The organism is Asanoa iriomotensis, assembly GCF_016862515.1.
Classification (GTDB): Bacteria; Actinomycetota; Actinomycetes; order Mycobacteriales; family Micromonosporaceae; genus Asanoa; species Asanoa iriomotensis.
This window is the reverse complement of the sequence record NZ_BONC01000046.1, coordinates 38,004-62,004: the sequence shown is the minus strand read 5'-3', so window position 1 is coordinate 62,004 and position 24,001 is coordinate 38,004. Positions and strand designations below refer to the sequence as shown.

Sequence of the window (24,001 nt, the reverse complement as noted above, 5' to 3'; positions counted from 1 at the left end):
CGGTGATCCGGTCGGTGATGAACGTGCAGGAGGCGACCGCGAAGGCGCTGCTCGTGGACGCCTCCGCGTTGGCGGCCGCGCAGGGCTCCGGTGATGTGCTGGGCGCCAACGAGGTGCTGATGGATGCCTTCCACACGGATGTCCGGCCGCTGCTGCGCTCCCTGCGCGAGGAGATGGGGCTCGACCCGGATCCGGTCGCCGCCTACAAGCGGTCGGGCTACTTCGAGACCGTGAAGACCGCCCGGGTCGGCGGTGCCGCCGCCGGGTGGGGCGCCTGAATGGCGACTATGTTCGTACCGTGACCTCCACTGAATGGACCGCCGAGGCCAGCGGCACCGGCGGGTACGCCGACGTCAACGGGATCAACCTCTACTACGAACGCCACGGCGCGGGGCGGCCGTTGATCCTGCTGCACGGCGGGCTCGGCTCGGGCGAGATGTTCGGCCCGGTGCTCACCCAGTTGGCCGCCGCGCACGAGGTGATCACCGTCGACCTCCAGGGCCACGGCCGCACGGCCGACATCGACCGCCCGATCACCCTCGACGACATGGCCGCCGACATCGCCGCCCTGATCGACCACCTGGGCCTGGACCGCCCGGACGTGGTCGGCTACTCCCTGGGCGGCGGCGTCGCGATGCACGTGGCGGCCAACCACCCGGCGCACGTGGGCAAGCTGGTGCTGGCCTCGGTCTACCTGACCCCGGACGCGGTCTACCCGGAGCTGCGGGCGATGCAGGGCCAGGTCAACGCGGCGGCGGCCGAGTACATGGTGGACACACCGATGTACCAGCTCTACCAGAAGGTCGCGCCGCGCCCGGAGGACTTCCCGCGCCTGCTGGACAAGATCGGCGCGTGGATGATGCAGAGCTTCGACTACACGGACAAGCTGCGCGGCCTCGCGGTGCCGACGATGATCGTGGGCGCGGACGCCGACCAGGTGCCGCCGTCGGTCTTCGCCGAGATGTTCACCCTCCTCGACGGCGGCCAGCGCGACGGCGGCTGGACCAACGAGGGCCGCCCTGCCGGTGGGCACGCCCTGGCCGTCCTGCCGGGCCTGACCCACTACTCGATCTTCGCGTCCCCGTTGTTCGGCACGGCCGTCCTGAGCTTCCTCGCGAGCTGATTCGCCCGCTGTCGCCACGCCCGCCTATCGTCGATCGAAGGACATCCCTGCGGTCTGACGGGCGGTGGGTGTGCGACAGATCCCGGTGGACGAACGGCACGTGGACCGCCTTCTCGATGATCCGGCGGCGATCACCGCCTGCGCAGCACGAGCAGATCCAGCGCGTCGACGACGGGACCGGTCTCGGTGCGGGCGGCGTCCCGCATGCTTTGCAAGCCCTGCTGGTATTCCTCATCCGAGATGAGTTGCAGCGGCGTGTGTGCCGCGCGGCGCAGGTTGGTCACGGCCTCGCGCAATGACGCGGCGGTGACCTGGGGGACCGGTTCGAGGGCGACCGTGTCGAAACCGTCGAAGGCCGCGTGGACCTGTTCGACGCTGGGATAGGTGTCCAGGACCCGGATCGCCGCCGGGAAGTAGCGGAACAGGGTGATCCGCTCGTGCCGGCCGGCGAAGGCCGACCGGATCAGCAGCGGCGCGCCGGGTCGCAACACGCGGCGGATCTCGCGAGCGGCGGCGGCCAGGTCGGGCACGTGGTGAATGACGGTGGACATCCAGACGCCGTCCACACTGGCGTCGGACAACGGGATGTCCGCGGCGTCGCCAGCCAGGACGGGTTGGAACACCGACCGCTCGCGCATGGCCGGCGACGGATCGACGGCGGTCATCTCGATGCCCGGGAACCAGGTCGTGAAGGCCTTGGCCCAACTGCCCGTGCCGGCCCCCAGGTCCAACAGCCGCAAGCCCGGCTGGGGCTGGAGGTGCCTCGCGACGGCGTCCCGCCAGGCGCTCGCTCCCGTGTCGCCGAGGTGCCGGGTCGACGCGAACGCGCTCGCGTCGGCGTCGTCGTACGCGATCCGCGCCATGCCATCGATGCAACCGTTTCCGCCGGGCGGGTGCAAGAAGGTGTGAGCCGACCGTCACCCACCCAGCAGGTGCCGGGACGGCTCATAGTCGATCTTCCAGTCGGTGTAGACGCCGAGCGTGCCGTCCCGGACGCAGCGGAGCGCGACGCTGAGCCAGCGGACCTCACCATCGGCGGTCAGCGCGAACCCCACGGCGACCTGGAAGTCCTCGCCGCCGCACGGGCAGGCACATTCCCCGAGATCGGCGTCTTCGAGGTAGTCGGCGCTGTCACCGATCAGCGCGGCCGCACCGCATGCGAGGCAACGAGCCTGTGCGCAACCCTCCACCTCGTCCACGAGAACGGCGAAGGTCCCGCCGCCGCACGGTTCGCAGGCGAGTTCGTTGACTTGCGCTACCGGGTACCCGCCGGGTTTGTAGTCGCGGAGGTGGTCGGCGAGGTCCGCGAAGTCGTCGCCGCGCGCGTGCTCGCCGCTGTTGTCGATCGCCACCCGTGCAGCGTGCCGTGTTCAGTTCGTCGCGTCGAGGGTTTTGCGTGGGTGGCCGCGGTCCCAGGAGGCGCGGAGAGCGCAGACCGTGGCGCTGATCGCCGGGCGGGCCGCGGACGCCGTGCGCCAGGCGACCGTCACGCGCCGGGTGGGGCGCGGGGAGACCGGGACCGTGACGACACCGGCCGGGAGCGTGGGGCGGGCCAGGCGGGGGAGCATCGCGACGCCCAGGCCGGCGGCGACCAGGGTCAGTTGGGTCTCGAACTCGCCCACCAGGAAGTCCGGCGCGACGCCGGGCAGCACGCGGAGCAGCCACTCGTAGCAGATCGCGCCCGGCGGGGCGGCGATCCAGCGTTCGCCGCGTAGCTGGTCGCGGCGGACCGGGCCCGTCGCCGTCGCCAGGCGGTGGCCGGTCGGCACGACCAGGTCCGCGATGTCCAGGCCGAGCTCGGTCGACGCGACACCCGGTGGGAAGGTGATCGCGGCCTCGGGCCAGTCGTCGAGGACCGCCAGGTCGACATGCCCGCGCTGCAACAGGTCGAGGGCATGGTGCGGGTCGCCTTCGATCAGGCCGGTACGCAGCTCCGGATGGTCGGCGGCCAGCCGGTGCAGCGCGTAGGGGAGCAGCCCCCGGCAGGCCGTGGCGAACGCGGCGATCGTGACCCGGCCCGTGACGGTGTCGCGTTGCGCGGCCAACGCCGACTCGGCCTCGTCGAGGGCGGCCAGGACCTTGGCGGCGTGCGTGGCCAGGACCCGGCCCGCCTCGGTCAACCGGATGCGGCGGCCGTCCTTCTCGACCAGTGTGGCGCCGGTCTCCCGCTCCAGCTTGCCGAGCTGCTGCGAGACTGCCGACGGGGTGCAGTGCAGCGCCCCGCTGGCCGCCAGGACCGTTCCGTAGCTGGCCACCGCGTCCAACGCCCGCAGCCGTCCCACCTCGATCATGTAGCGAGGCTACCTGGTCGGTGAAGGAATGCTCGCTGGTGCTAAACCATCGGTGGCCCGCACGATGACCCCGTGAAACCACGCGACATCGCTCTCGCGGTCGGGGTGGCCGCCCTCTGGGGCGTCAACTTCGTCGTCATCCGGGTCGGGCTCGACCACTTCCCGCCACTCATGTTCAACGCCCTGCGGTTCACCTTCGCCGCGTTTCCGGCGGTCCTCTTCGTCGGCCGCCCGCGGGTGCCGTGGCGGTGGGTGCTGGCCGTCGCGCTGGCGCTCGGCGTCGCCAAGTTCTCGCTCCTGTTCGCGGGCATGGCGGCGGGCATGCCCGCCGGCCTGTCGTCGCTGGTCCTGCAGAGCCAGGCCATCTTCACGGTCGTCCTGGCCGTAGCCCTGCTCCGCGAGCGCCCGGGCCGCCGCCGCGTCATCGGCCTGGCGTTGGCCGCGGTGGGCGTCGCAGTCGTGGCCGCCGGCCTGGGCAACGACCTACCCGGAGGCGCCTTCGCTCTGGTGATCGCCGCAGCCGCCGCGTGGGGCTTGTCGAACGTAGCCACCCGCAAGGCCGGCGCGACCGACATGCTTCGCTTCATGGTCTGGGTCAGCGCCCTGGCCGCCCCGTGGCTGATCGCCCTCTCGCTGCTGGTCGACGGCCCAACCGCGAACCTCGACGCCCTGCGCACGGTCACCCCGTCAGCAATCTTCGCGGTCCTCTTCGTAGCGGGCGCCGCCACCCTCGCGGGCTTCGCGGCCTGGGGCCACCTGATCACCCGCCACGGCGCCTCCACGATCGCCCCGTTCGCGATGCTGGTCCCCCTCTTCGGCATCGCCAGCGCGGCCCTGCTCCTCGACGAGCCGATCCGGCCCACCGACGTCCTGGGCGGCCTCCTGGTAATCGGCGGCGTCCTCGCGGGCCTGGTGTCGGTGCCGTCCCCACGCGCACCCGCCGCCGCGGGCCATCTGGATCAGCAAGGATCGCTGCGACCGTGAAGTCGCCCGCGCCGGCCTCACCGACCCGTCGCGGCCTGCTGGATGTGCCTGTGACCCGTCACGGGGGCTCCAGGGCGCCGTCCGGGCGCCGGATCCGGGCCGCCCACCGTTCGTGCCCGTAGTGGTGCGGCGGATACTTCGCCGCTGCCTTCTCGTCCAGGTCGATGCCCCAGCCCGGCGCGTCCGACGGCGTCAGATACCCCGAAGAAGGCCGCAGCGTGCCCGGGAAGACCTCGTGCACCGCGTCCGCGTACACGTGGCCCTCTTGGATTCCGAACGCGTGGCTCGACACGTCCAAGGCCAGGTTCGCCGCCATCCCGACCGGTGACACGTCCGCGGGGGAGTGCCATGCGGTGCGCACCCCCGACAGCTCGCACAGGGCCGTCAGCTTCCGGGCCGGCGTCAGCCCACCGATCGCGGAGACGTGCAGCCGCAGCAGGTCGACCCCGCCCGAGGAGACCAGGCGCGCCGCGTCCGGCACCGATCCGACCTGCTCGCCCGCCGCGATCGGCACCGCCGCCGCGGCGCGCAGCTCCGGCAGCCGGTCGTAGTGCTCCGGAGCGATCGGGTCCTCGACGAAGAACAGCCGATAGGGCTCCAAAGCACGGCACAACACCAGCGCCTGCTTGACCGTCAGTCGACTGTGGACATCATGCAGCAGCGACACCTCGTCACCGAGGGCCTCACGCGCGGCAGCGAACAACCGCGGCGTCGCCGCCAGATAGTGCGAGACGTCCCACCCGTCCGGATTGGGCGCGTCCGGATAGGCGCCAGCGACGCCGGGCGCGCCATAGGTGCCTACACCCGGCCCGCCGGTCTGCAGCCGCACGTGCCGCAATCCCTGCGAGATCAGCGACCGCGCGTGGTCGATCGTGTCACCGACCGTGGCCCCGCTGGCGTGCAGGTAGATCGGCACCGCCGCCCGGACCCGCCCGCCCAGCAGCTCGTAGACCGGCATCCCGGCCCGCTTCCCCGCGATGTCCCACAACGCCATGTCCAAACCGGACAGTGCGTTGTTGAGGACGGGCCCGTTCCGCCAGTACGAGGACAGGTGCACCATGCGGGTGATGTCCTCGATGTCGGCGGGGTGCCGGCCGACCACGAGTTCGGCCAGATGCGACACCACCTGGGCCACGGCCGACGCACGCTGGGTGAACGTCGCGCACCCCAGCCCGTACAGCCCGTCCTCGGAGGTGTCGACCCGCACCACGACGAGCGTCGCCTCGGGTGCGGTCACGATCGCCCGCACCCGGGTGATCCGCAGTGAGTCCCGTGCCGCCCACGGCGGCTGGGTCTCGGCCATCGTCATACCGGCTCCTCCCGACCGTTCAGCGGCTGTGAGCCTAACGGCATCAGATGCGCCGCCGTGAAGCCCAGCACCCGCCGCGCCGGTTCCAGCGCGACCGGCACCGCCCGCCCGGGAAACCGCGCCCGCAAGGGCACCGTCGGCAGGAACGCCGCCAACAGCTCTTCGGTCGGGTACGGCGCCAGCGTCTCCGGCGCCGCGACGAACAGCACGTGCGCACCGGCCGGTGGCTCCGAGAGCGCCAGCAGGCACGCCGCCGCGGCGTCGGACGTGTGCAGATACGCCCAGAGCTCCAACGCCCCCGACCGCGGCAGAGCGGCGAACTCCTCGGCGCGCCGGGCCAACCGCGCGGAGCCGCCCAGAAAAGGGAACCGCAGCGCCGTCACCGCCATACCGTGCCGCCGTGCCATCATCGCCGCGGTCGCCTCGTCCGTCTGCTTCGACAGCGCATAAGGATCGGACACCTGCAGCGGATGCCGCGCGTCGACCGGCAGGTAGACCGGCCGCAGCGGCACCTGCGCCCACGCCAGCCCGAGCACCGACATGCTGCTGGCCACGACGGCCCGCCGCACCCCGGCCGCAGCCGCCTCCGACAGCACGACGAACGTCGCCCGGGTGTTGCCGCCGAACACGGCCAGCGGCGTGTCCAGCGTCGGCGCCGGGATCGCGGCGAGGTGGATGACCCCACCGACGTCGGCCAACGCCGCCCGGACCACCGACGGGTCGCCCGCGTCCCCGACTACCACCCGATCGGCCGGCAGGTCACCCGGGTCGGTCCGATCCAGAGCGGTCACGGGCCGGCCCGCCGACGCCAGCGCCGACAGCACGGCCCGGCCCAGCAGCCCGCCGGCGCCCGTGACCAGCACCCGGTCAGTTCTTGACCGCACCGGACAGCCCGTTGACGAAGTAGCGCTGCAGCGCGAGGAAGAGCACGATCACCGGCACGACCAGGATCAACGACCCGGCCATGATCTCGTTGTACGAGGGCACCGTGCCCGACGCCAACCGTTCCAGCGCGAGCGGCAGCGTGTACCGCGACTCGTCGTTGAGCGACACCCGGGTCAGGACGTACTCGTTCCAGGTCGGCACCGCGGTCAGCACGCCGATCGTGATCAGGGTCGGTCGGGCCAGCGGCAGGTAGACCCGCCAGAAGATGCGCAACTCGCCGGCGCCGTCGGCGGTCGCCGCGTCGTGCAGGTCGTGCGGCACGGCCCGGAAGGCGGCGGTCAGCATCAGCACGGCCAGCGGCGCGGTCCCGTTGACGAACGGCAGGATCAGCCCGGTGTGCGTGCCCAGGATGTTGAGCTTGTTCTCCAGGATCGTCAGCGGCAGCAGCACGGTGATGCTCGGCACGAACAGCAGCGCGACGAAGAACCAGAACACGAAGCGCCGGCCGGGGAAGTCGACCATCGCGAACGCGTACCCGGCGAGGCTGTAGACGACCAGCACGCCCAGCACCGTCAGGCCGGTGACCTTGAGGCTGTTGAGGAAATAGTCGAAGAAATGCAGCCGGCTCCAGGTGTCGGCGAGCGTGGCCAGCGTCGGCCGCCGCGGGATCAGGTGGCCGCCTTCGAGGATCTCGAGACGGTCCTTGAACGCGCCCGACACCATCCAGGCGAACGGGTAGAGGCTGACCACCGCGTACACGGCGAGCGCCGCATAGGCGACCACCGCGCCCGCGGACAGGCGCCTCACCGCTGCCCCCGCAACAGCCGGGCGTTGACCACGGCGAGCAGGAGCGCGGCCACGAAGATGAGCCAGCCCAGGGCGCTGGCGACTCCCAGCGTCGGCGACAGGCTCTGGAAGAACGCCTGCTGGTACGCCTTGAGCCCGAGCACGTCCGTATGCCCGGCCGGCCCGCCGTTCGTCATGATCAGGAAGATCTGGAAGCCCTGCATCGTGTCGCGCAGCCCGAGCAGCACCACCGCGACCGTGATCGGCACGAGCAGCGGCCACGTGATGTGCCGCAGCCGGCGCACCGACCCCGCGCCGTCGAGCGCCGCCGCCTCCAGCACCGCCGGGTCGATAGCCTGCAGGCCGGCCAGGTAGAGCAGCATCGCGACGGGGACGCTGCCCCAGATCATGATGACGATCAGCGTCGGCAGCGCCGTGGCCGGGTCGGCGAGGAAGCCCTGCGGCCGGGCCAGGCTGCCCAGCCCGAGCGCCCGCAGCGCCAGGTTGACCGCGCCGTCGGGCTCGAGCACGTAGCGCCAGGCGTAGTAGACGGCGACGCCCGCGGTCACGTACGGCAGGAAGAAGATCGACCGCAGCGTGCCGCGCAGCCGGGTGATGCCGTTGAGCAGGCTGGCCAGCGGCAGCGCGATCAGCACCGTGCCGCACGAGACCGCCACCATCGCGATGCCCGTGTTGACGGCCGCGTTGCGCATCTCGGGCGCCAGCCGCGGGTCGGCGAACAGGATGTCCCGGTAGTTGTCCAGGCCCACCCATTCCCAGGTCGGCGAGAACCCGTTCCACTTGGCGAAGCTCAACCCGAAGCTGTAGGCGATCGTGTAGAGCCCGAGCACGAGGAACAACACGACCGCGGGCGCGATGAACGCATAGCCCACCAGCGCCCGCCGGGCCCGCACCCGGCGGGCGCTGGTGGGGCGGCGCGGCCGGGTGACCAGCCGCGCCGCCAGGGTTGTCGTCTCGGTGGCCGTCACTTATTTCGCGTCCCACATCGCCTTGATGACGGTGTCGAGCGTCTTGCCGGTGGCTGCCGCGTCGGCCTCGCCCAGTGGCGCGAGCTTCAGCAGCGGGTTGCCCATCTCGACCTCGTCGTAGTCCGGCGGCCGGAAGCCGCGGTTGGCGGCGTCGTAGGTGTTCTCCGCGGGACCGGTGAAGAACTGCTGCAGCGCGGCGAGGTCCGTGCCGATCAGCGTCTCCGCCTGCGTGCCGAGGTCGGTGGCCGGCAGGTCGAGCGAGGCCTTGGCGAAGATGCCGGCGCCCTCGGCCGAGGTGAGGAAGTCGACCCACTGGGTCGCGGCGTCCTTGTTGGTCGTGGTCGAGGTGACCGACAGGCCGGTCAGCGCCAGCGGCGCCAGCCGCAGGTCGCTCACCGCGCCGCCGGTCGCCGGCGGGATCGGGAACGTCAGCACGTTCTCGGGCTTCATCCCGTTCTGCGCGAGGAACGCCAGCGTGAACGTGCCGCCGACGTTGAACGCCGACTTGCCCTGCGCGAACGCGATGTCGGCCTCGTCGATGCCGAGGGCGCTGGCGCCCGGCATCCAGTACGGCTTGAGCTGTGCGTAGAGGTCGAGGGTGCGCAGCCCGTCCGGCGAGCCGAAGCCGGCCGTGGTGCCCTTGCCGAACAGGGCTTCGAACTTCTGCTGACCGAGGTACGCGAACGCGAGCTGCTCGTAGATCCAGTTGAAGCCGGTCTGTGTCACCTTGAGCCCGAGCGAGAGCCCGCCCGCCGTCTTGTCGGCGGTGGTGGTCGCCTTGAGGTAGGTGAGGAACTCCTCCCAGGTCGCCGGTGGCTTCGCCGGGTCGAGGCCGGCCGCCTCCAGCTTCTGCTTGTTGGCGTAGACGATGCCGAACGTGCCCGCGGTGAACGGGACGCTGTAGAGGCTGCCGACGGTCGCGGAGGACAGCTCCTCGATGCTGTCCTTGCGCTGCTGGGTGACCCGGCCCGACTCGCGGGTGCTCGGCAGGAAGCGGTCGAGCTTGCCGTCGAAGTCGCCCTTGAGGTCGGTGAGCAGCCCGCCGCCGCCGACCCGCATGTCCTCGCCGCCGGAGTGCAGCTCGAGGACGTCGGGAAGGTCCTTGGTCTGCGCCGCGCTCTGGATCTTCGCGGTGAAGACGTCGTCGGGTGTGAACGCCTCGATCCTGACGTCGATGCCGGTCTTGGCCTTGAACGCCGCGGCGGCCTGCTGGAGCGCGTCGACGTGGGTGCGCTTGAACGTCCACATCGTCAGCGCGCCGCCGGCCTCGGCGCCCCCGTCGTCGTCGCCGCACGCGGTGGCAGTCAACGCCAGGGCGGCGGCGGCCACCGCGGCGAGAATACGTCTGTTTCCGATCATGGTCTGGCCCTCCCGCTGGACGAAGGGGATCTATCGGGCTAGCAAATCGTTAAGACTGACCGGCAATCTACTCGCAACACACAGGAAGTCAAGAGGCTCGATATCGACGGCGGTCAGGCGGACTGACGCCGGACCAACCGGGTCGGAATCACGATCTCGCGCGCTGGCCCCTCGGCACCGTCGATCCGGTCGAGCAGCAGCCGGGCGCAGGCCATGCCGATCTCGCGGGCCGGGTTGGCGATCGTCGTCAGCCCCGGCGTCACCAGGCTGGCCGCGTCGATGTCGTCGAAGCCCATCACAGCGAGGTCCTCGGGCACCCGCAACCCGCGTTCCCGGGCCGCGTCCAGCGCGCCGATCGCCATCATGTCGTTGGCGCACAGCACCGCGTCGGGCCGTTTCCGTTGCCGGATCAGCTTTTCCACGCCGTGCGCGCCGCCGGCGCGGCTGAAGTCGGTGTGCACCACCATGTTCCGCGCCGCACCGAGGCCGGCCTCGGCCAGCGCGGCGCGGTAGCCGGCGACCCGCTCGGCGGCCGGACCCTCGGCCGCCGGGCCACAGATGAAGGCGATGCGCTGGTATCCACTGTGGATCAGGTACTCGACGGCCGCACGGGCGCCGCCCTCGTCGTCGCTGTGCACCAGATCGACGCCGGGCAGCGACTGCCGGCCGCCGAGCCGGACCACCGGGATCCGCGCGTCGATCACCGGCCGCAGGTCGTCGGCGTGGGTGTGGAAGACCGCGAACGCGACGCCGTCGACCTGCCGCGAGATCATCTTGTCGAGGGCGGCGCGCTCGAGGTCGCGTACCCCGTTGGTGTTGGTGATGATCTCGTCGTAGCCCGCCGGGCCGAGCACGTCCTGCACGCCGCGGGCCAGCACCGGGTAGAACGGGTTGGTGATGTCGGGGATCACGAGCCCGATCGTCAGGCTGCGGCCGGCCCGCAGGCCGCGCGCGACCACGTTCGGCCGGTAGCCGAGCTCCGCGATCGCGTCCATGATCCGCTGCCGGGTCTCCGCCGACACCGGCCGGCGCCCGTTGAGCGCGTGCGACACCGTGGTCGCGCTGACTCCGGCGAGCTCCGCGACCTGGCCGATCCGCGGCCGGTCGCCGCGAAACGCCACTCCTGACCTCCTCGATGTGTCCCCGCGGCCGGATCCTATCGCGCGTGCAGTGACGTCCGTCGAACTAGTGGTGACACGCCGGAATCGTGTGATACCCGACGGTAGTCGTCCAGTGACCTAAAGTTACCGGCGTTTGCCACAACAGGGGAGTCACGGGGAATGGGATCGTCGCGCGTCGCGCTGCCTGGGGACGGGTGGCCGCACCTGCTGCGGGAGTGGGGGCACGAACTGCCCGCCGTCAGGCGATGGGCCGCGGAGCGGGACATTCCCGTGGCCGTCGACGCCGACCCGCGGACGATCCGCGCCCTGTTGCGCGCCACCTACCCGCGATTGGTCCCGACGCGGGTCCTGGCGCCGCCGCCGCACGACACCACGTTGTGGCTTCCGCCGTCCGTGGCCCTGCTGCACGAGGCGGGCGTGCCGCTCGCGCACGTCCTGCGCGTGCCGGAGCGGCGCCGGCCCAGCGTCCGCATCCGCGGCGGCCGGTCCGACCCGGAGGTCGCCGAGGCCGCGTTGGCGGCGGCGGACGAGGTCGAGGAGTGTGCCGTCGTGGTGCGCCGGCGGGCTCCCGCCAGCGTCCTGGTCGGCTATCTGACGCTGCTGCCCGGCTGGCACGCCGAGCCGGCGGTTCTCCGGGACTACCTCCGCGACCGGCTGCCCGCCCAACGGGTGCCGGCGAGAATGGTGGTGTTGGACCGCTTCCCGCGTACGCCCGACGGCGCGATCGACCGCGCGGCCCTGCCAGACTAGCGCGGTCTCGTTGACAGGTCCCGCGGTTACCCACCGCGATCCCGTCGACCGGACTGCCTTCGCTCCGAACAGGAATGTGACTGATACGTATCGCGACTGCCGATCTTGAGCTAACAAATCGGCGGCCGTTCGGACATCGACCGAGTGGATGATCTCCCACTTACCTGCTCAGGCGATACTTCGACAGGTTTTCGCAAAGCTGGCCCGGTCATGGAACGCTGTTCGTGGCCCCATGAGGAGCAGCCGGGCCGGCGAAGACTCCTCACCATCCGTAGTCGAATCCCGGGGCCTGACAACGGGGTCACATGGAGGAGAGTCGTGGGGAACATCGAAGCCACTCTGAAGGAGGCCATGGCGATCGACGGTGCGATCGGCGTCGCCCTCGTCGACTACACCAGCGGTCTCACCCTTGGCACGCTCGGCGGCGCGCCGACGATGGACATGCAGGTCGCCGCGGCCGGTAACACCGACGTGGTGCGCGCCAAGATGCGCACCCTCGAGATGCTCGGCATGAGTGACGGCATCGAGGACATCCTGATCACCCTCGACAGCCAGATCCACCTGATCCGCCTGATCCGGCCCCGCCGCAGCGGCGAGGCGCTTTTCCTTTACCTGTCCCTCAGCAAGTCCCGTGCCAACCTCGGACTGGCCCGTCACCAGCTGCGCCGCATAGAGGCCGAGCTAGACCTCTGACCGGTGCACGGAAGGCGATGCCATGACTGACAGGACCATGACCGAGGTCGTGTACGACACGGTCCGGGACCTTCGGGCGAACGTCCCGGAATGCGTGGCGGCGGGTCTGGTCGACATGTCGACCGGCATGCTGCTCGCGGTCGAGACCCTGGAGGACCACCCGAGCGAGGTGCTGGACCTGCTGGCGGCGGCCACGTTCGACCTGTTCCAGGGTCGCAACGTAGTGATGGTCGAGGACCTCTTCAACCGCCGCCGGGGGGTGCGGAGCGAGCGGCACTACTTCCAGGAGATCGTCGTCAACAGCGACAACCTGGTGCACGTGTTCCTGCGCAGCGCCAACCAGGACCTCGTCGCCGTAGCGGTCTGCCGCCGCGCGGCCAACATGGGCATGCTCGTCGCCCAGGCGCGCCTGGTCATGAAGCAGCTGGACGCCGGCATCGGTGGGTCGCCCACCTGACCCGCAGCGCCCGCACCCGTAAGCGATCTCGTTGGAGAGCACCGTGGTTGGCACGACTCAGGACCCCTACGCCGCCGCCCGCGCCGAGCTAGCCGCCCTGCGGCAGCAGGTCAGCGGGGTCAGTGGCTGCATCATCGCCGGTGTCGACGGGCTGTTGCTCCTGCACGACATCCTCGGGCGCAACGACAGCGAACCACACGACCTCGCGGCGCTCTCGGCGGCGGCCAACGGCATCGGCCGGACGACCGCCGGGGCGCTGCGGCAGGGCGAGTTCAGCGAGTGCACGATCCGCAACCAGCGCGGCTACTTCGCGGTGTACGCGATCGGTGACCTCGCCCTGCTCGCCGTGCTCGGCGACGACGGACTCAACGTGGCCCGCCTGCACATCGAGGCCCGCGCGGCGACCGCCCGTCTCTTGGCGCTGCTGACCCTCGCCCCGCAGCCGACCGCCTTCTCCTGAAACCAGGGGCAGCGCGAACCGTCGCCCTCCCATTTAGATAGGTGCGGGCCTGTTACGGGGGAGGGACCAGATTGTCGTACGACATTGGTGACGCGCCGACGATGGTGATCGGCCGCGTGGCGCCACCGATCCGGCGCAGGCGCCGCTGGCCGTGGCTCGTCGGCGTGCTGCTGACGCTCCTGCTGCTCGCCGGGGTGGGCTACGCGGTCGCACCGCTGCGCGCGGCGCTGCCCGCCCCGACTGTCGAGCTGACCCTGCCCACGACCATGACGATCCCGGGCAAGGCGCCGAAGCTGCCCTGGCCGGCTCACGGCCAGGCGATGATCACGGTCGAGGGCGTCGGCACGGTCGGCACCTCGGGCGACGCGACGCCGCTGCCGATCGGGAGCGTTGCCAAGGTCATGACGGCGTACGTCATCCTCACCGAGCATCCGCTCAAGGCCGGCGAGCAGGGCCCGAAGCTGACGGTCAGCGCCGAGCGCGCCGCCGCGTACCCGGCGGAGAAGCGACGGGGTGAGTCGCTGGTCGGGGTCGAGGCCGGCGAGGTGATCACCGAGCGGCAGGCGCTGCAGGCCCTGCTGCTCCCGTCCGCGAACAACATGGCCCGCGTCCTCGCCGACTGGGACGCCGGCGGCGAGGAGGCGTTCGCCGACAAGATGAACGAGACCGCGGCCGACCTCGGGATGACCGACACGCATTACAGCGATCCGTCGGGCCTCGACGCGAAGACCGTGAGCACCGCGCGCGACCAGGTGATCCTCGCGAGCAAGGCGATGCGGCTGCCGGCCTTCGCGGAGATCGTCAAGCAGAAGCAGGCGACGATCCCGGTCGCCGGCAGGGTCGAGAACTACAACGAACTGGTCGGTCGGGACGGCGTCGTCGGCGTCAAGACCGGTTCGACCGACGAGGCGGGCGGGTGCCTCTCGTTCGCGGCCGTGGTCAAGGTCGGCGGGCGCCAGATCCGGATCGTCGGCGCGGTGCTCGGCCAGCCCGGCGCGGACACGCCCGTGCAACTCGACCGCGTGTTCGCCGCGACGCGTTCACTGCTGCGGGCGACGACGGCTGCGCTCGACGTGCACACGCTGGTCGAGGCCGGCGAGCAGGTCGCCACCGTGCGCTCTCCGCTGGGCGCCGGCACGACGTTGCGGGCGACCGAGGCGATCGAGGTGGTCGGCTGGCCGGGTCTCGAGGTGCCGTTGAAGGCCGAGATTCCCGTGCTGCCGGCCGGGATCGCCGCCGGCGCCACGCACGGCCAGGTGACCACCGGGACCGGGAAGCCGGTCACCACCGCCCTGCACGCCGACGCCGCGATCGAGCCACCCAGTGCCTGGGACCGGATCGTCGCGCACCGCTGACAGGCTAGGACCTGTCACGCTGTGCCCGCAGCGCGTCGGTGGACCGTTCCACCGATAGTGGCGGGGAGAGCAGGTAGCCCTGGCCGAAGCCGCAGCCGAGGTCGAGCAAGGCGTCGAGCTGGGCCTGGGTCTCGATGCCCTCGGCGAACGCCTTCATCGACAGCGAGTCGGCCACCGCCATGATGGCGCGGACGATGCCGCGGCCGTTGTTCTGGTCCTCGTTCATCGCGGCCACGAACGCCCGGTCGATCTTCAGCCCCTCGACGGGGAACCGCTGGAGGTAGGCCAGGCTGGAGTACGACATGCCGAAGTCGTCGAGCGCGAAGTGCACCCCGGCCTCGCGCAGCGCGCTGACCTGCGACGAGATGTCCTCCGCGGTGTCCATGTGCTCGGTGACCTCGAGCCAGATGTCGGAGGGGTTCACCCCGGCCGAGCGGATCACGTCGAGCAGGTCGCCGTGCCCGCGTTCGAGCTGCACCGCCGAGATGTTGACGCCCATCGTCAGGCGGGCCTCGGGGAACTCCCGCTGCCACGCCGCGAGCTGCCGGCACGCCTGGTCGAGCACCCAGGCACCGATCGGCACGATCGCGCCGGTCTCCTCGGCCAGCGGGATGAACTCGTCGGGCGGCACGTTGCCGCGTTCCGGATGCCGCCACCGGGCCAGTGCCTCGAACGAGCGGATCGTGTTGCTCTTGAGCTCCACCATCGGCTGGTAGACCACCGAGAGCTGGCCCCGGTCGAGTGCCTCGGACAGGTCCGAACGCAGGTCGAGCCGGTCGATCGAGCGGTGCGAGGCCTCGTCGTCGAAGACCTCCAACCGGCCGGTGCCGCGGGCCTTGGCCGCGTACATGGCGGCGTCGGCGTCGCGCAGCATCGCGCTGGCCGTGGCGGTGCCCCGCCGGCCGAGCACGGCGCCGATGCTCGCCGTGACCTCGACCCGCTCGCCGCGCAGCGGGAAGTCGTCGGCCAGCGCCGCCTGGATCCGGCGGCCCATGTCGGTGAGGTCGGTCAGGTCGGACGCGCCGTTGATCAGCAGGACGAACTCGTCACCGCCGAACCGGGCCAGCATGTCACCCGGCCGGACGACCTTGCGCAGCCGCTGCGCCACCTGCTGGATCAACTCGTCGCCGGCTTCGTGGCCGAGCCGGTCGTTGACCGCCTTGAACTTGTCGAGGTCGAAGAAGAGCAGCCCGGCCGCCCCCGTCGGCGAGTCGGCCAGCGTCTCGTCGATGCGCTGCGCGGCGGTCATCCGGTTGGCGAGGCCGGTCAGCGGGTCGCGCGACGCGCGCCGGTGCAGCTCCTGCTCGCGGGCCTTGAGCCGGCGGTAGAGCTCTCCGTTGCTGATCGCGACGCTCAGGTAGCTGGCCAGCACCATGGCCACCTCGACCGCGGACTTGCTGAACGACCGGGCGCGCCGGCCCTTGGCGGCCAGCACGGCGATCACGCCGCCGTCGCGCATCACCGGGACGAGCATCATCGGGTCCTCGTCGTCGCCGGGGCCGACGTACGCCTCGCCGGTCGACAGCCTGCTCCAGCCCGGCAGGTCGGCGGCCGGGATCGGCCAGCGCTTGCCGGAGTCCTCACCGGTGTCGGCGGCCGCCGACACCTCGGCGAGCTCGTCGCGGACGGTCAGGATCCAGGTGGAGTCGGTGCCGGTCAGCTCGCGCAGCAGCAGCACCGCGTCGTCGAGCAGCGAGCCGACGTCGAGGTGGCGGGCGAGCCCCGGGCCGGCCTGGGCGAGCCGTTCGATGGCGGCGCCGCGCTCGCGCGCCTCGACGGCCGAGTACATCCGGTACGCCATCGAGAGCAGCACCTGCAGGTCGGCCGGCGTGAACAGGTCGCCGCCGCTGCGGTAGAGCACGAGCAGGTCGCCGGCGTACTCGGAGCCCACGCCGGACAGGGGTATCCAGGCCGCGGAGGAGGTCGTGACGTCGCGCAACGGCGGCGGCAGGTCCTCGGGCGGCACGCCGTGCCGGGCCGCCGCGCTGCCGGAGTTGATCACCCGGCGGGCCGTCGGCCCGACCGCCCAGCCGGTGGTGAACGCCGGGTCGTCCTCGGGCAGCCCGCACGACGCGGTGACGAACAACCGGTCGTCGATGGCCTCGGCGATGCACACGACGTCGGCCGCGAACACCTCGGAGAGCACGGTGAGCGTGCGGTCGATCAGCCGGCCCGGCGACGACGGCGTGCCGATCACCGTCAGCAGCCGGATGAGCCGGGCGGTGTCCCGGTACGCCGCCGCGGCCGCGCCCTCCGCCCGGGAAAGGGCAGCCCGCATCGTCTCCGCTTCCGAGTCGAAGCGGGGTGCCTGTGCGTCCCCGTAAGCCACCATCGGGCGGTCAGAGGGCCAACGCCGCGATGGTGGCGTTGTGGTAGCCGGCGACGCCGGTGGTCCGGGCGAACTCGCCGTAGGTGTAGTAGCCGAACGTCCGCGCGCCGCGGGCGGCCTGCTGCAGGCGGCGCACCTCCTCGTGGCCGCGCTCGCCCAGGATGTCGAGCCGGGCCACGCAGTCGAAGACCAGCACCACGGACGCCTCCTCGTCGCGGACGACGGAGTCCACCACCTGCTCACCGACCTCCAGGAGGTCGTCGGGCGCGCAGGAGACCACCTGGACGGCCGAGTACGGCGGCATCGGCGAGAACGTGCGCAGGTTGCCGTCGCTGTCGATGAACGCGCCACGGATCAGCAGCGAGCCGTCGGGTTGGATGAGCCCGAACGCGTGCTCGGAGTGGTAGCCGCCGGCCTTCTTGTAGAGCTTGGTGTCGGGACCGCCGCGGGGCCGGAAGTTCTCCCAGAAGACCTCGCGCGCCGGACGCCCGCCCAGTTCCTTGACGACCTGGCCGTCGACGTCGCTGAGCATCAGCGGCAGGCTCGTCGGCTGCCAGCCGTGCCCGCCCGCGACGTGTAGCGGGCGGTCGGAGCCGATCCAGACGGCCACCGCTGCGTCGCGCAGCACCCGGTCGCCGGCGAACACGAACGTCTCGGCCAGGCTCCGGTCGTCGGCCGCCGCTCCGCCGACCACGGGGATCTGGAAGCCGGTCACCTTGTGGATGCCGTTGAGCAGCTCCTGCTGGTCGCCGGCCAGGCCGTCGGAGAAGATCAGGACCGCCTCGTGCGGCGAGCGGACCGGCCCCGCGGCGTCCAGCGCCGCCCGGGCGAGCGCCCGCCCGGCGCGGGTGGCGTCGGCCTGCACGCCGGTGGCGTGACCGAGGCCGAACCGGTAGCCGCCCCCGGCGAGCGCGAGCACGGCGATGCCCTCGCCCGGCTCGATCAGCCGGCCGCCCTCGAGCTGGCCGGACGTCGTCGCGCCGGCGATCACCGCCGACCCGGCGGCGGCGGTCACGGTCTTCAGGACAGTCGGTAGGTCATACCGGACAGAGGCGTACACCAACACCAGATCGGGCTCTCGGCCCTCCAGCGGGCGGAATGCCTCGTCGACCGCTGCTTCGACGGCCAGTCGCGTGTCGGCACCACTGCCGGTGCCGACGCCGCTGACAGCACGGTTGCTGCTCAGCGCCCTCACCCCCACACGCGTGCGTGCTTGGACAACCACCGATTGTAGTGGTGAGGAGTGTTCGTCTTCAGGGGTGAGCGCAGTGGCCGTGGTCATAACGGGAGATGCCCGGTGGTTCCGGCAAAGCCGGAACCACCGGGCGGATACCGGGCAGTAACTAACCCACGACCGACTTGAGCGGAATGCCCGCCGCGCGCAGGTCACTGACCAGGTCGCGGAGGTACGGGTGCTCGTCGGCCGTCAGGCCGTCGGGGTTGGGGATCGTCAACCGGGCCGTCCCGCCGGCCTGGCTGACCCGTGCGGTTCCGGTGTAGCGGTCGACCACCGCCTGGGCCCGGCCCAGGTCGGCGCCGGCGACGGTGATGGCGATGGGTCGCCATTCGCCGCCCAGGTTCTCCGGTGCCGGCGCGGCCGCCGCGGCGGCCCGGGCCGGGTCCACCGTCGTCGGCGCGGCCCGGCGGGCCAGAGCCGGCGCACCCGACGGGTAGAGCACGGCGTTGGCCAGCATCTGGATGCCGCTCTCGTTGTAGGCCCGGAACAGCGGGTTGAACGCGAACAGCACCGCCCGGCCGGAGCCGGTCGGCTCGTCGACGACCGCCGCCGTGCCCTTGAGCAGGTCCTCCGACACGGTGAAGCCGTTGTGCCAGAAGGTGTCGTCGGACGGGTAGGTGACGACGTTGGTGCCCGTGGTGCTGGCGGTGAGGATCGGGTCGTCGTTGTTGAACTCGAAGTCCTCGGCCGGGCGACCGGCGCCGACCGGGCTGCTCGGGTCGACGTCGACCCGGAAGTGCGAGCCGATCACCGTGTAGTCCGGCGTCTGTGCCTTCTCGGTGGTCGACGTGAGCCCGGCCGACCGGGCGACCCGGGTGCCCTCGTTGCGCAACCCGATGTAGGTGTTGCCGGCGGCCACCCAGTTACGCAGGTTCTGCTGGCCGGCGGCGGTCAGGCCGCCGGTCGCGCTGCTGCCGTCCGGCACGAGCAGCACCGTGCGCCCGGTGAACGCGGCGGTGTTGTCGTTGATGTCGGCCGTGGTGACCGGCTTGAGGTCGAGGCCCCAGCGCTTGCCGAGCACGTAACGCGCCTCGCCGTACGAGCCGGACGTGGTGGAGATGCCCGTGCCGCGGAACAGGCCGAGGTCGGGCAGGGCGACAGCCGCGCCGACCGGGGCCTTGCGGTTGGCCGACAGCGAGACGCCGAGGCCGACGGCCCGGTCGTTGAGCGCGGTGGTCAGGCCGGCCTCGGGGAAGCTGGCCACGTCGGCGGCGTCGCGCTTGACCGCCACGCCCGCGCCGAGCAGCGCGAAGGTGAACTCCGCGGCGCCGGCCGAGTCGAGCTTGTACTGGTACGAGCCGCCCGCGGGGGCGTGGGCGCCCTTGCCGCCGGTCGGGCGGGCCACCCGCTGGACCGTCGGCTTGAGGTCGTCACCGGTGTAGATGGTGTCGATGCCCATCAGCAGCGGGTTGCTCCAGGAGGAGACGTCGTAGAAGTACGGGAAGGGGACGTACGGGTCCTCGCCCAGCGTCGCCTGGATCCAGTGCTTCTGCGGCTGTGCCATCGGGATCCAGTAGGCGCCCTTGGGCACGGTCAGGTTGGTCGCCTTCCGCCCGCCGAACACGTTCGCCGACGGCACGGTGATCGGTTCCTTGACCTCGTACACCTCGACGTCCATCGCCCGCAGCCGCTCGACCAGCCGGCGCACGTCGGCGAGCTGGCGGTCGGGGAGCAGGAAGTACGACTTGATGTTGATGTCCGGCACCGGGAACTGCACCGTGTTGTCGGGCTGCACGACCTCGTTCGGCGAAAGCGTGCCGGCCTTGCCCTCGGCCAGCGCGTCCTTCCAGATCTGGAACCAGCCGTTGAGCACCTCCTTCTTGTTGGCCGTCGCCCAGCCGATCGTCGCCCACTGGGTGTTGAACTGCTGCTGCACCCGGTCCTGGACGGCCGACGCGCTGCCCTTCTCGTACGTCATGCCTGCGGCGCCGAAGCCGGCGGCCGGCACGGTGTCGCCGTAACCCATGTAGAACAGGTCGTAGACGTCGTAGTTGAAGTAGCACTCGGTCGTGACGGTGTCGGTGCAGGCGCCGTTGTAACCGAAGGCGGCCTTGTTGGCCTCACCGATCCGGTTGATCCAGTCCACCGGCTCGCTGGCGATCTCGTGGTGGATCGGGTCGGCGTTCGGCGGGAAGAAGTACCGCCGGCTGCCCATCTCGTGCGCGTCGACGAAGACCTGCGGCGGGTACTTGCGCAGCAGCTCGATCTTGCCGTCGGTCTCCGGCTGCGACCGGGCGAACCAGTCGCGGTTGAGGTCGAAGCCGTACTCGTTCTGCCGGCGGCTGGCGGCGCGGCCGTCCGGGTTCTGCGTCGGGATGATGACGGTGAGCAGGTTGTCGTTGCGGTCGCGCACGTCGCAGGACAGGCCCGCGGCGAGCTCGTAGAGCGACTTGAGCGCCGCGTCCGCGCCGCTGGTCTCGCCGCCGTGCACGTTGCCGGCGATGTAGACGATGGCCGGGTCGTCGTGCGCGATCCGGGCCGCCTTGGAGGCCGCCATGGTGCGCGGGTCGCGCAGGTCGCGGATGTTCTCCGCGATCCTGGCCAGGCCGTCGGTGGTCACGTGGGAGGGGTCGGAGACGATCGCGTACGGCAGCGGCTGGCCGGTGACGCTCGTGGCCATGACGCCGGTGGTCACGCGGTCGGAGGCGGCGTCGACCGCGGCCACGTACCGCCGGATCTCGTCGTTGGTGACGACCCGCTGCTGGCCGAGGCCGAGCGGGAAGCCGAGGAACGACTCCGGACTCGGCACGTCGGTCAGTCGGGCCTGTGGGTTGGGGTCACAGGCAGGCCGAGGGGGGTTCGCGCCCGCTGGGGCACCGTTGAGCAGCGGCAACGTGCCGGCGAGCAACAGCGCTGTCGCTGCACCCACAAGCCGTCTTGCGCGGTTCGGTAGTCGCAATTGAACCCGCTTCCCTTCCCGGAAAGGTGGAGTGAAAGGCGAAAGGAGCCTATGACCTGGCATTTCCAAGGGTCAAGATCCGAATGGCCGAGCCCATTTATCCCCGCGAATAGCTGGAAATACCACCGAACCGGGCGCAGTCTATCGTGGACGATCGGGGCACCGGGTGTCGAGGAGAAAAATCCCGTCACGTTGTCGAAACCGGCGCGGCTCGTTCGCAGCACTGGTGAAGGCCGCCCGCCGGGCGGCGCGAACCGCAAGGAGACGGACATGTCGTTCCAGGCCTACCTCGACGCCGCCGAGGACAAGACCGGCAGGACCCCGCGCCAGCTCGTCGACGAGGCGCGCGCCAAAGGCTACGACGCGCCGTCGGTCAAGGCGACCGTCATCGTCGAGTGGCTGCGCGACGAGTACGGCCTCGGCCGGGGCCACGCCATGGCGCTGGTGCACGTCATCAAGAAGGGCCCGCAGATCTCGTCGAAGCACGTCGGGCGGGCGGGATCGCACGGCGACGCGTCGGACCTGCTCTGGCTCGACGGCAAGGCGACCCGGCCGGCATAGTGGGCGGCATGCCGCTTGAACCCATCGAGCGGGCGTCGGTCGACGAGCTGCGCTCCCTCCAGCTGGAACGACTCCGCTGGTCGCTGCGGCACGCGTACGACAACGTCCCGCACTACCGGTCTTCTTTCGACGCGGCCGGCGTACACCCGGACGATCTGAAGTCCCTCGACGACCTCGCGGCGTTCCCGACGACCAGCAAGGACGACCTGCGGGCCAACTACCCGTTCGGGATGTTCGCCGTGCCACGCGAGCAGGTCGTGCGGGTGCACGCGTCGTCGGGCACGACCGGGCGGCCGACGGTGGTCGGCTACACGAAGGAAGATGTCGCCACCTGGGCCACGCTGATGGCCCGGTCGATCCGGGCCGCCGGCGGGCGCCCGGGCGACGTCGTGCACATCGCCTACGGCTACGGCCTGTTCACCGGCGGGCTCGGTGCCCACTACGGCGCCGAGGAGCTCGGCTGCACGGTGGTGCCGGTGTCGGGCGGCATGACGCCGCGCCAGGTGCAGCTCATCCAGGACTTCGAGGCGTCGATCATCATGGTGACGCCCAGCTACCTGCTCGCGATCGTCGACGAGATGGAGCGGCAGGGCGTCGACCCGCGCTCGACCTCGCTGCGGGTCGGCATCCTCGGCGCGGAGCCGTGGACCGAGGACATGCGCCGCGAGATCGAGGAGCGGCTCGGCATCGACGCGGTCGACATCTACGGCCTGTCGGAGGTGATGGGGCCGGGCGTGGCCAACGAGTGCGTGGAGACCAAGGACGGCCCGCACATCTGGGAGGACCACTTCTACCCGGAGATCATCGACCCGCTGACCGGTGCGGTGCTGCCGGACGGCTCGTTCGGTGAGCTCGTGTTCACGTCGCTGACCAAGCAGGCGATGCCGGTGGTGCGCTACCGCACCCGCGACCTGACCCGGCTGCTGCCCGGCACCGCGCGCCCGATGCGCCGGATGGCCAAGATCACCGGCCGCACCGACGACATGATGATCGTGCGTGGGGTCAACCTCTTCCCGACCCAGATCGAGGAGCTCATCCTGGGTACGCCCGAGCTGTCGCCGCATTTCCAGTGCGTGCTGACCCGTTCGGGGCGCCTTGACGAGCTGGCCGTGCGGGTCGAGCGGCGGCCGGACGCGGCGCCCGACCGGGCCGCGGCGGCCGCCGGCGCGCTGGCATCGGCGGTCAAGTCGCGGATCGGCGTGACGATCGCGGTGGAGGTGCTGGAGCCGGACCAGGTCGAGCGCTCGATGGGCAAGATGCGGCGGATCGTCGACAACCGTTAGATGGGCAACAGGCGCGGGCGGCGACGGGCCGCCAGGTCCTCCACCCAGCCGACGTGGATGACGATCAGCGCGAGCAGCCACAGGGCGATCGCGGCGTACCCGACCTCGGCCACGGTGTCGCCGACCACCCACACCTGCAGCAGGTCGCCGACCGGGAACGCAGCGGTGATCGCGGCGTTGTTCCACAGGTAGATGGTCACGGCGCGCGAGTTGAGCAGGGTCACCGTCTTGTCGGTGCGGCGATGGCGGGCGAGCCAGTCCATTCTCGGCGCCAGGCGCAGCAGGACGAGCACGAAACCGATCGAGTAGACCGCGTACGCCACCGGGCTGTCTTCCAGGTCGGTGCCGCTGGTGACCGCCCAGCCGATCGCGGCGCTCGTGGTGATCGCGGAAACCACCAGGACCAGCGGGAACCTCAACCGGCGTAGGTCGCCGTCGCGGTGCGCGAAGCCGAGCACCCAGCAGGCGGCGAAGGTCAGCACGTTCTCGACCACCGAGGCGGCGCGGTCACCGAACGGCCAGGGGGCGAGCTCGTAGAGCGGCAGCAGGACCAGCGGGGCGAGCGCGGTGAAAATGCGGGCTTTGCGATAGAGGGCGAGCAGGGCGGGGGAGAGGACCACCAGCCAGAGGTAGGTGACCAGGTACCAAAGGATGCCGCTGACGGGCGCGGCCCATTCGGTCGACGGTGGGTCGGCGACCGGCAGCAGCCACAACAGCAGCGTCGGCCAGGTCGGGTGGTCGTCCCAACCGACGACGAGCATCGCGGGTACGATCACCGCGCCGAGCACCCACAGGGCCGGCAGGAGCCGGCGCAGCCGGCTGCGGACCGCGCGGGCGGCCGAGCGGTCGACGGAGCGGGCCATCAGCGAGCCGCCGAGCGCGAACATCACGCCCATGGCGGGGTAGCCCAAGCCCAGCCAGGCCACCGGGAACAGGTGGTAGAGCACCACGCGGACGAGGGCGGCGGCGCGCAGGAGATCGAACCAGCGGTCGCGGCCGTTGCCGGTTTCGGCGGGTGCCGGCAGCGGCACTGTCGCGGTCGCGGTCACGGTGCGATGGCGTGGCGGCCCGACCCAGCCGTCCTCACTCACGGTCACCGGCCGACGGTAGCGGCGTCCGGCGTCCGGTGT

General features: G+C 71.3%; 22 protein-coding genes and 1 pseudogene. 10 read left to right on the top strand and 13 right to left on the bottom strand.

From position 1 onward, the window contains the following. Positions 1-278: pseudogene (locus Air01nite_RS27660) on the top strand (L-rhamnose isomerase); the annotation flags it as partial. A gap of 20 nt (positions 279-298) precedes the next feature. After that, positions 299-1,123 carry an alpha/beta fold hydrolase gene (locus tag Air01nite_RS27655; RefSeq protein WP_203706242.1) on the top strand — a complete coding sequence of 275 codons (825 nt, stop codon included), beginning with the start codon at positions 299-301 and terminating at the stop codon, positions 1,121-1,123. Between the two features lie 131 nt (positions 1,124-1,254). Here the strand turns inward: Air01nite_RS27655 and Air01nite_RS27650 are convergent, their stop codons facing one another. From Air01nite_RS27650 to Air01nite_RS27640, 3 genes are read right to left on the bottom strand one after another with little or no spacing between them, the layout of a single operon-like run. Next, the gene (locus Air01nite_RS27650; protein WP_203706241.1) at positions 1,255-1,986 is read right to left on the bottom strand and encodes a class I SAM-dependent methyltransferase; all 732 of its coding nucleotides are present in this window, start codon (positions 1,984-1,986) and stop codon (positions 1,255-1,257) included. A gap of 54 nt (positions 1,987-2,040) precedes the next feature. Then, positions 2,041-2,475, bottom strand: coding sequence for a hypothetical protein (locus Air01nite_RS27645; RefSeq protein ID WP_203706240.1), 435 nt, complete (start codon positions 2,473-2,475; stop codon positions 2,041-2,043). Positions 2,476-2,493: 18 nt separating this feature from the next. Then, positions 2,494-3,414 carry a LysR family transcriptional regulator gene (locus Air01nite_RS27640; RefSeq protein ID WP_203706239.1) on the bottom strand — a complete coding sequence of 307 codons (921 nt, stop codon included), beginning with the start codon at positions 3,412-3,414 and terminating at the stop codon, positions 2,494-2,496. A gap of 72 nt (positions 3,415-3,486) precedes the next feature. On the opposite strand from Air01nite_RS27640, the gene Air01nite_RS27635 reads away from it, so the two are divergent. Beyond that, positions 3,487-4,398 (top strand): EamA family transporter, encoded by a 912-nt coding sequence (locus tag Air01nite_RS27635; protein WP_203706238.1) that lies wholly within the window; start codon positions 3,487-3,489, stop codon positions 4,396-4,398. A gap of 58 nt (positions 4,399-4,456) precedes the next feature. On the opposite strand, the gene Air01nite_RS27630 is transcribed toward Air01nite_RS27635, so the two are convergent. From Air01nite_RS27630 to Air01nite_RS27605, 6 genes are all read right to left on the bottom strand, one after another. Next, positions 4,457-5,707, bottom strand: coding sequence for an enolase C-terminal domain-like protein (locus Air01nite_RS27630; RefSeq protein WP_239091011.1), 1,251 nt, complete (start codon positions 5,705-5,707; stop codon positions 4,457-4,459). Next, complete coding sequence (locus Air01nite_RS27625) at positions 5,704-6,591, bottom strand: NAD-dependent epimerase/dehydratase family protein (RefSeq protein ID WP_203706237.1); 888 nt, start codon at positions 6,589-6,591, stop codon at positions 5,704-5,706. The genes Air01nite_RS27630 and Air01nite_RS27625 overlap by 4 nt, the downstream gene beginning before the upstream one ends. Beyond that, positions 6,575-7,399, bottom strand: coding sequence for a carbohydrate ABC transporter permease (locus Air01nite_RS27620; protein ID WP_203706236.1), 825 nt, complete (start codon positions 7,397-7,399; stop codon positions 6,575-6,577). The genes Air01nite_RS27625 and Air01nite_RS27620 overlap by 17 nt, the downstream gene beginning before the upstream one ends. Continuing rightward, positions 7,396-8,367, bottom strand: coding sequence for a carbohydrate ABC transporter permease (locus tag Air01nite_RS27615; RefSeq protein WP_203706235.1), 972 nt, complete (start codon positions 8,365-8,367; stop codon positions 7,396-7,398). Before Air01nite_RS27615 ends, Air01nite_RS27620 begins: the two co-directional genes overlap by 4 nt. Continuing rightward, positions 8,368-9,726, bottom strand: coding sequence for an extracellular solute-binding protein (locus Air01nite_RS27610; protein ID WP_203706234.1), 1,359 nt, complete (start codon positions 9,724-9,726; stop codon positions 8,368-8,370). 113 nt (positions 9,727-9,839) lie between these two features. Next, a complete protein-coding gene (locus Air01nite_RS27605; protein ID WP_203706233.1) occupies positions 9,840-10,847 on the bottom strand; it encodes a LacI family DNA-binding transcriptional regulator in 1,008 nt (335 codons plus the stop codon). Positions 10,848-11,006: 159 nt separating this feature from the next. Between Air01nite_RS27605 and Air01nite_RS27600 the strand changes: the two genes are divergently transcribed. The 5 genes from Air01nite_RS27600 (at position 11,007) to Air01nite_RS27580 (ending at position 14,562) form a co-directional block, all read left to right on the top strand. Further along, positions 11,007-11,597 carry an AMP-binding enzyme gene (locus tag Air01nite_RS27600; RefSeq protein ID WP_203706232.1) on the top strand — a complete coding sequence of 197 codons (591 nt, stop codon included), beginning with the start codon at positions 11,007-11,009 and terminating at the stop codon, positions 11,595-11,597. A 318-nt stretch (positions 11,598-11,915) separates the two neighbouring features. Then, positions 11,916-12,290, top strand: coding sequence for a hypothetical protein (locus Air01nite_RS27595; protein WP_203706231.1), 375 nt, complete (start codon positions 11,916-11,918; stop codon positions 12,288-12,290). Positions 12,291-12,312: 22 nt separating this feature from the next. Then, positions 12,313-12,747 carry a hypothetical protein gene (locus Air01nite_RS27590; RefSeq protein ID WP_203706230.1) on the top strand — a complete coding sequence of 145 codons (435 nt, stop codon included), beginning with the start codon at positions 12,313-12,315 and terminating at the stop codon, positions 12,745-12,747. A 43-nt stretch (positions 12,748-12,790) separates the two neighbouring features. Beyond that, positions 12,791-13,207: a roadblock/LC7 domain-containing protein gene (locus Air01nite_RS27585; protein WP_239091010.1), complete on the top strand. Its 417-nt coding sequence runs from the start codon at positions 12,791-12,793 to the stop codon at positions 13,205-13,207. A gap of 71 nt (positions 13,208-13,278) precedes the next feature. Then, positions 13,279-14,562, top strand: a complete 1,284-nt coding sequence (locus Air01nite_RS27580; protein WP_203706228.1) for a D-alanyl-D-alanine carboxypeptidase family protein — start codon at positions 13,279-13,281, stop codon at positions 14,560-14,562. A 4-nt stretch (positions 14,563-14,566) separates the two neighbouring features. On the opposite strand, the gene Air01nite_RS27575 is transcribed toward Air01nite_RS27580, so the two are convergent. The 3 genes from Air01nite_RS27575 to Air01nite_RS27565 form a co-directional block, all read right to left on the bottom strand. Beyond that, entirely contained in the window at positions 14,567-16,840 is a 2,274-nt protein-coding gene (locus Air01nite_RS27575; RefSeq protein ID WP_203706227.1) for a putative bifunctional diguanylate cyclase/phosphodiesterase, read from the bottom strand. 61 nt (positions 16,841-16,901) lie between these two features. After that, complete coding sequence (locus Air01nite_RS27570; RefSeq protein WP_203706226.1) at positions 16,902-18,086, bottom strand: FIST signal transduction protein; 1,185 nt, start codon at positions 18,084-18,086, stop codon at positions 16,902-16,904. A gap of 148 nt (positions 18,087-18,234) precedes the next feature. Continuing rightward, positions 18,235-20,997 (bottom strand): M14 family zinc carboxypeptidase, encoded by a 2,763-nt coding sequence (locus Air01nite_RS27565; protein WP_239091009.1) that lies wholly within the window; start codon positions 20,995-20,997, stop codon positions 18,235-18,237. Positions 20,998-21,297: 300 nt separating this feature from the next. On the opposite strand from Air01nite_RS27565, the gene Air01nite_RS27560 reads away from it, so the two are divergent. Together Air01nite_RS27560 and paaK are read left to right on the top strand one after the other, a co-directional pair. Continuing rightward, the gene (locus Air01nite_RS27560) at positions 21,298-21,588 is read left to right on the top strand and encodes a DUF4287 domain-containing protein (RefSeq protein ID WP_203706224.1); all 291 of its coding nucleotides are present in this window, start codon (positions 21,298-21,300) and stop codon (positions 21,586-21,588) included. Positions 21,589-21,596: 8 nt separating this feature from the next. Beyond that, positions 21,597-22,871 carry a phenylacetate--CoA ligase PaaK gene (gene paaK, locus Air01nite_RS27555; RefSeq protein WP_203706223.1) on the top strand — a complete coding sequence of 425 codons (1,275 nt, stop codon included), beginning with the start codon at positions 21,597-21,599 and terminating at the stop codon, positions 22,869-22,871. On the opposite strand, the gene Air01nite_RS27550 is transcribed toward paaK, so the two are convergent. Further along, positions 22,868-23,968, bottom strand: coding sequence for an acyltransferase family protein (locus Air01nite_RS27550; RefSeq protein WP_239091008.1), 1,101 nt, complete (start codon positions 23,966-23,968; stop codon positions 22,868-22,870). The genes paaK and Air01nite_RS27550 overlap by 4 nt on opposite strands. Positions 23,969-24,001: the final 33 nt, after the last annotated feature.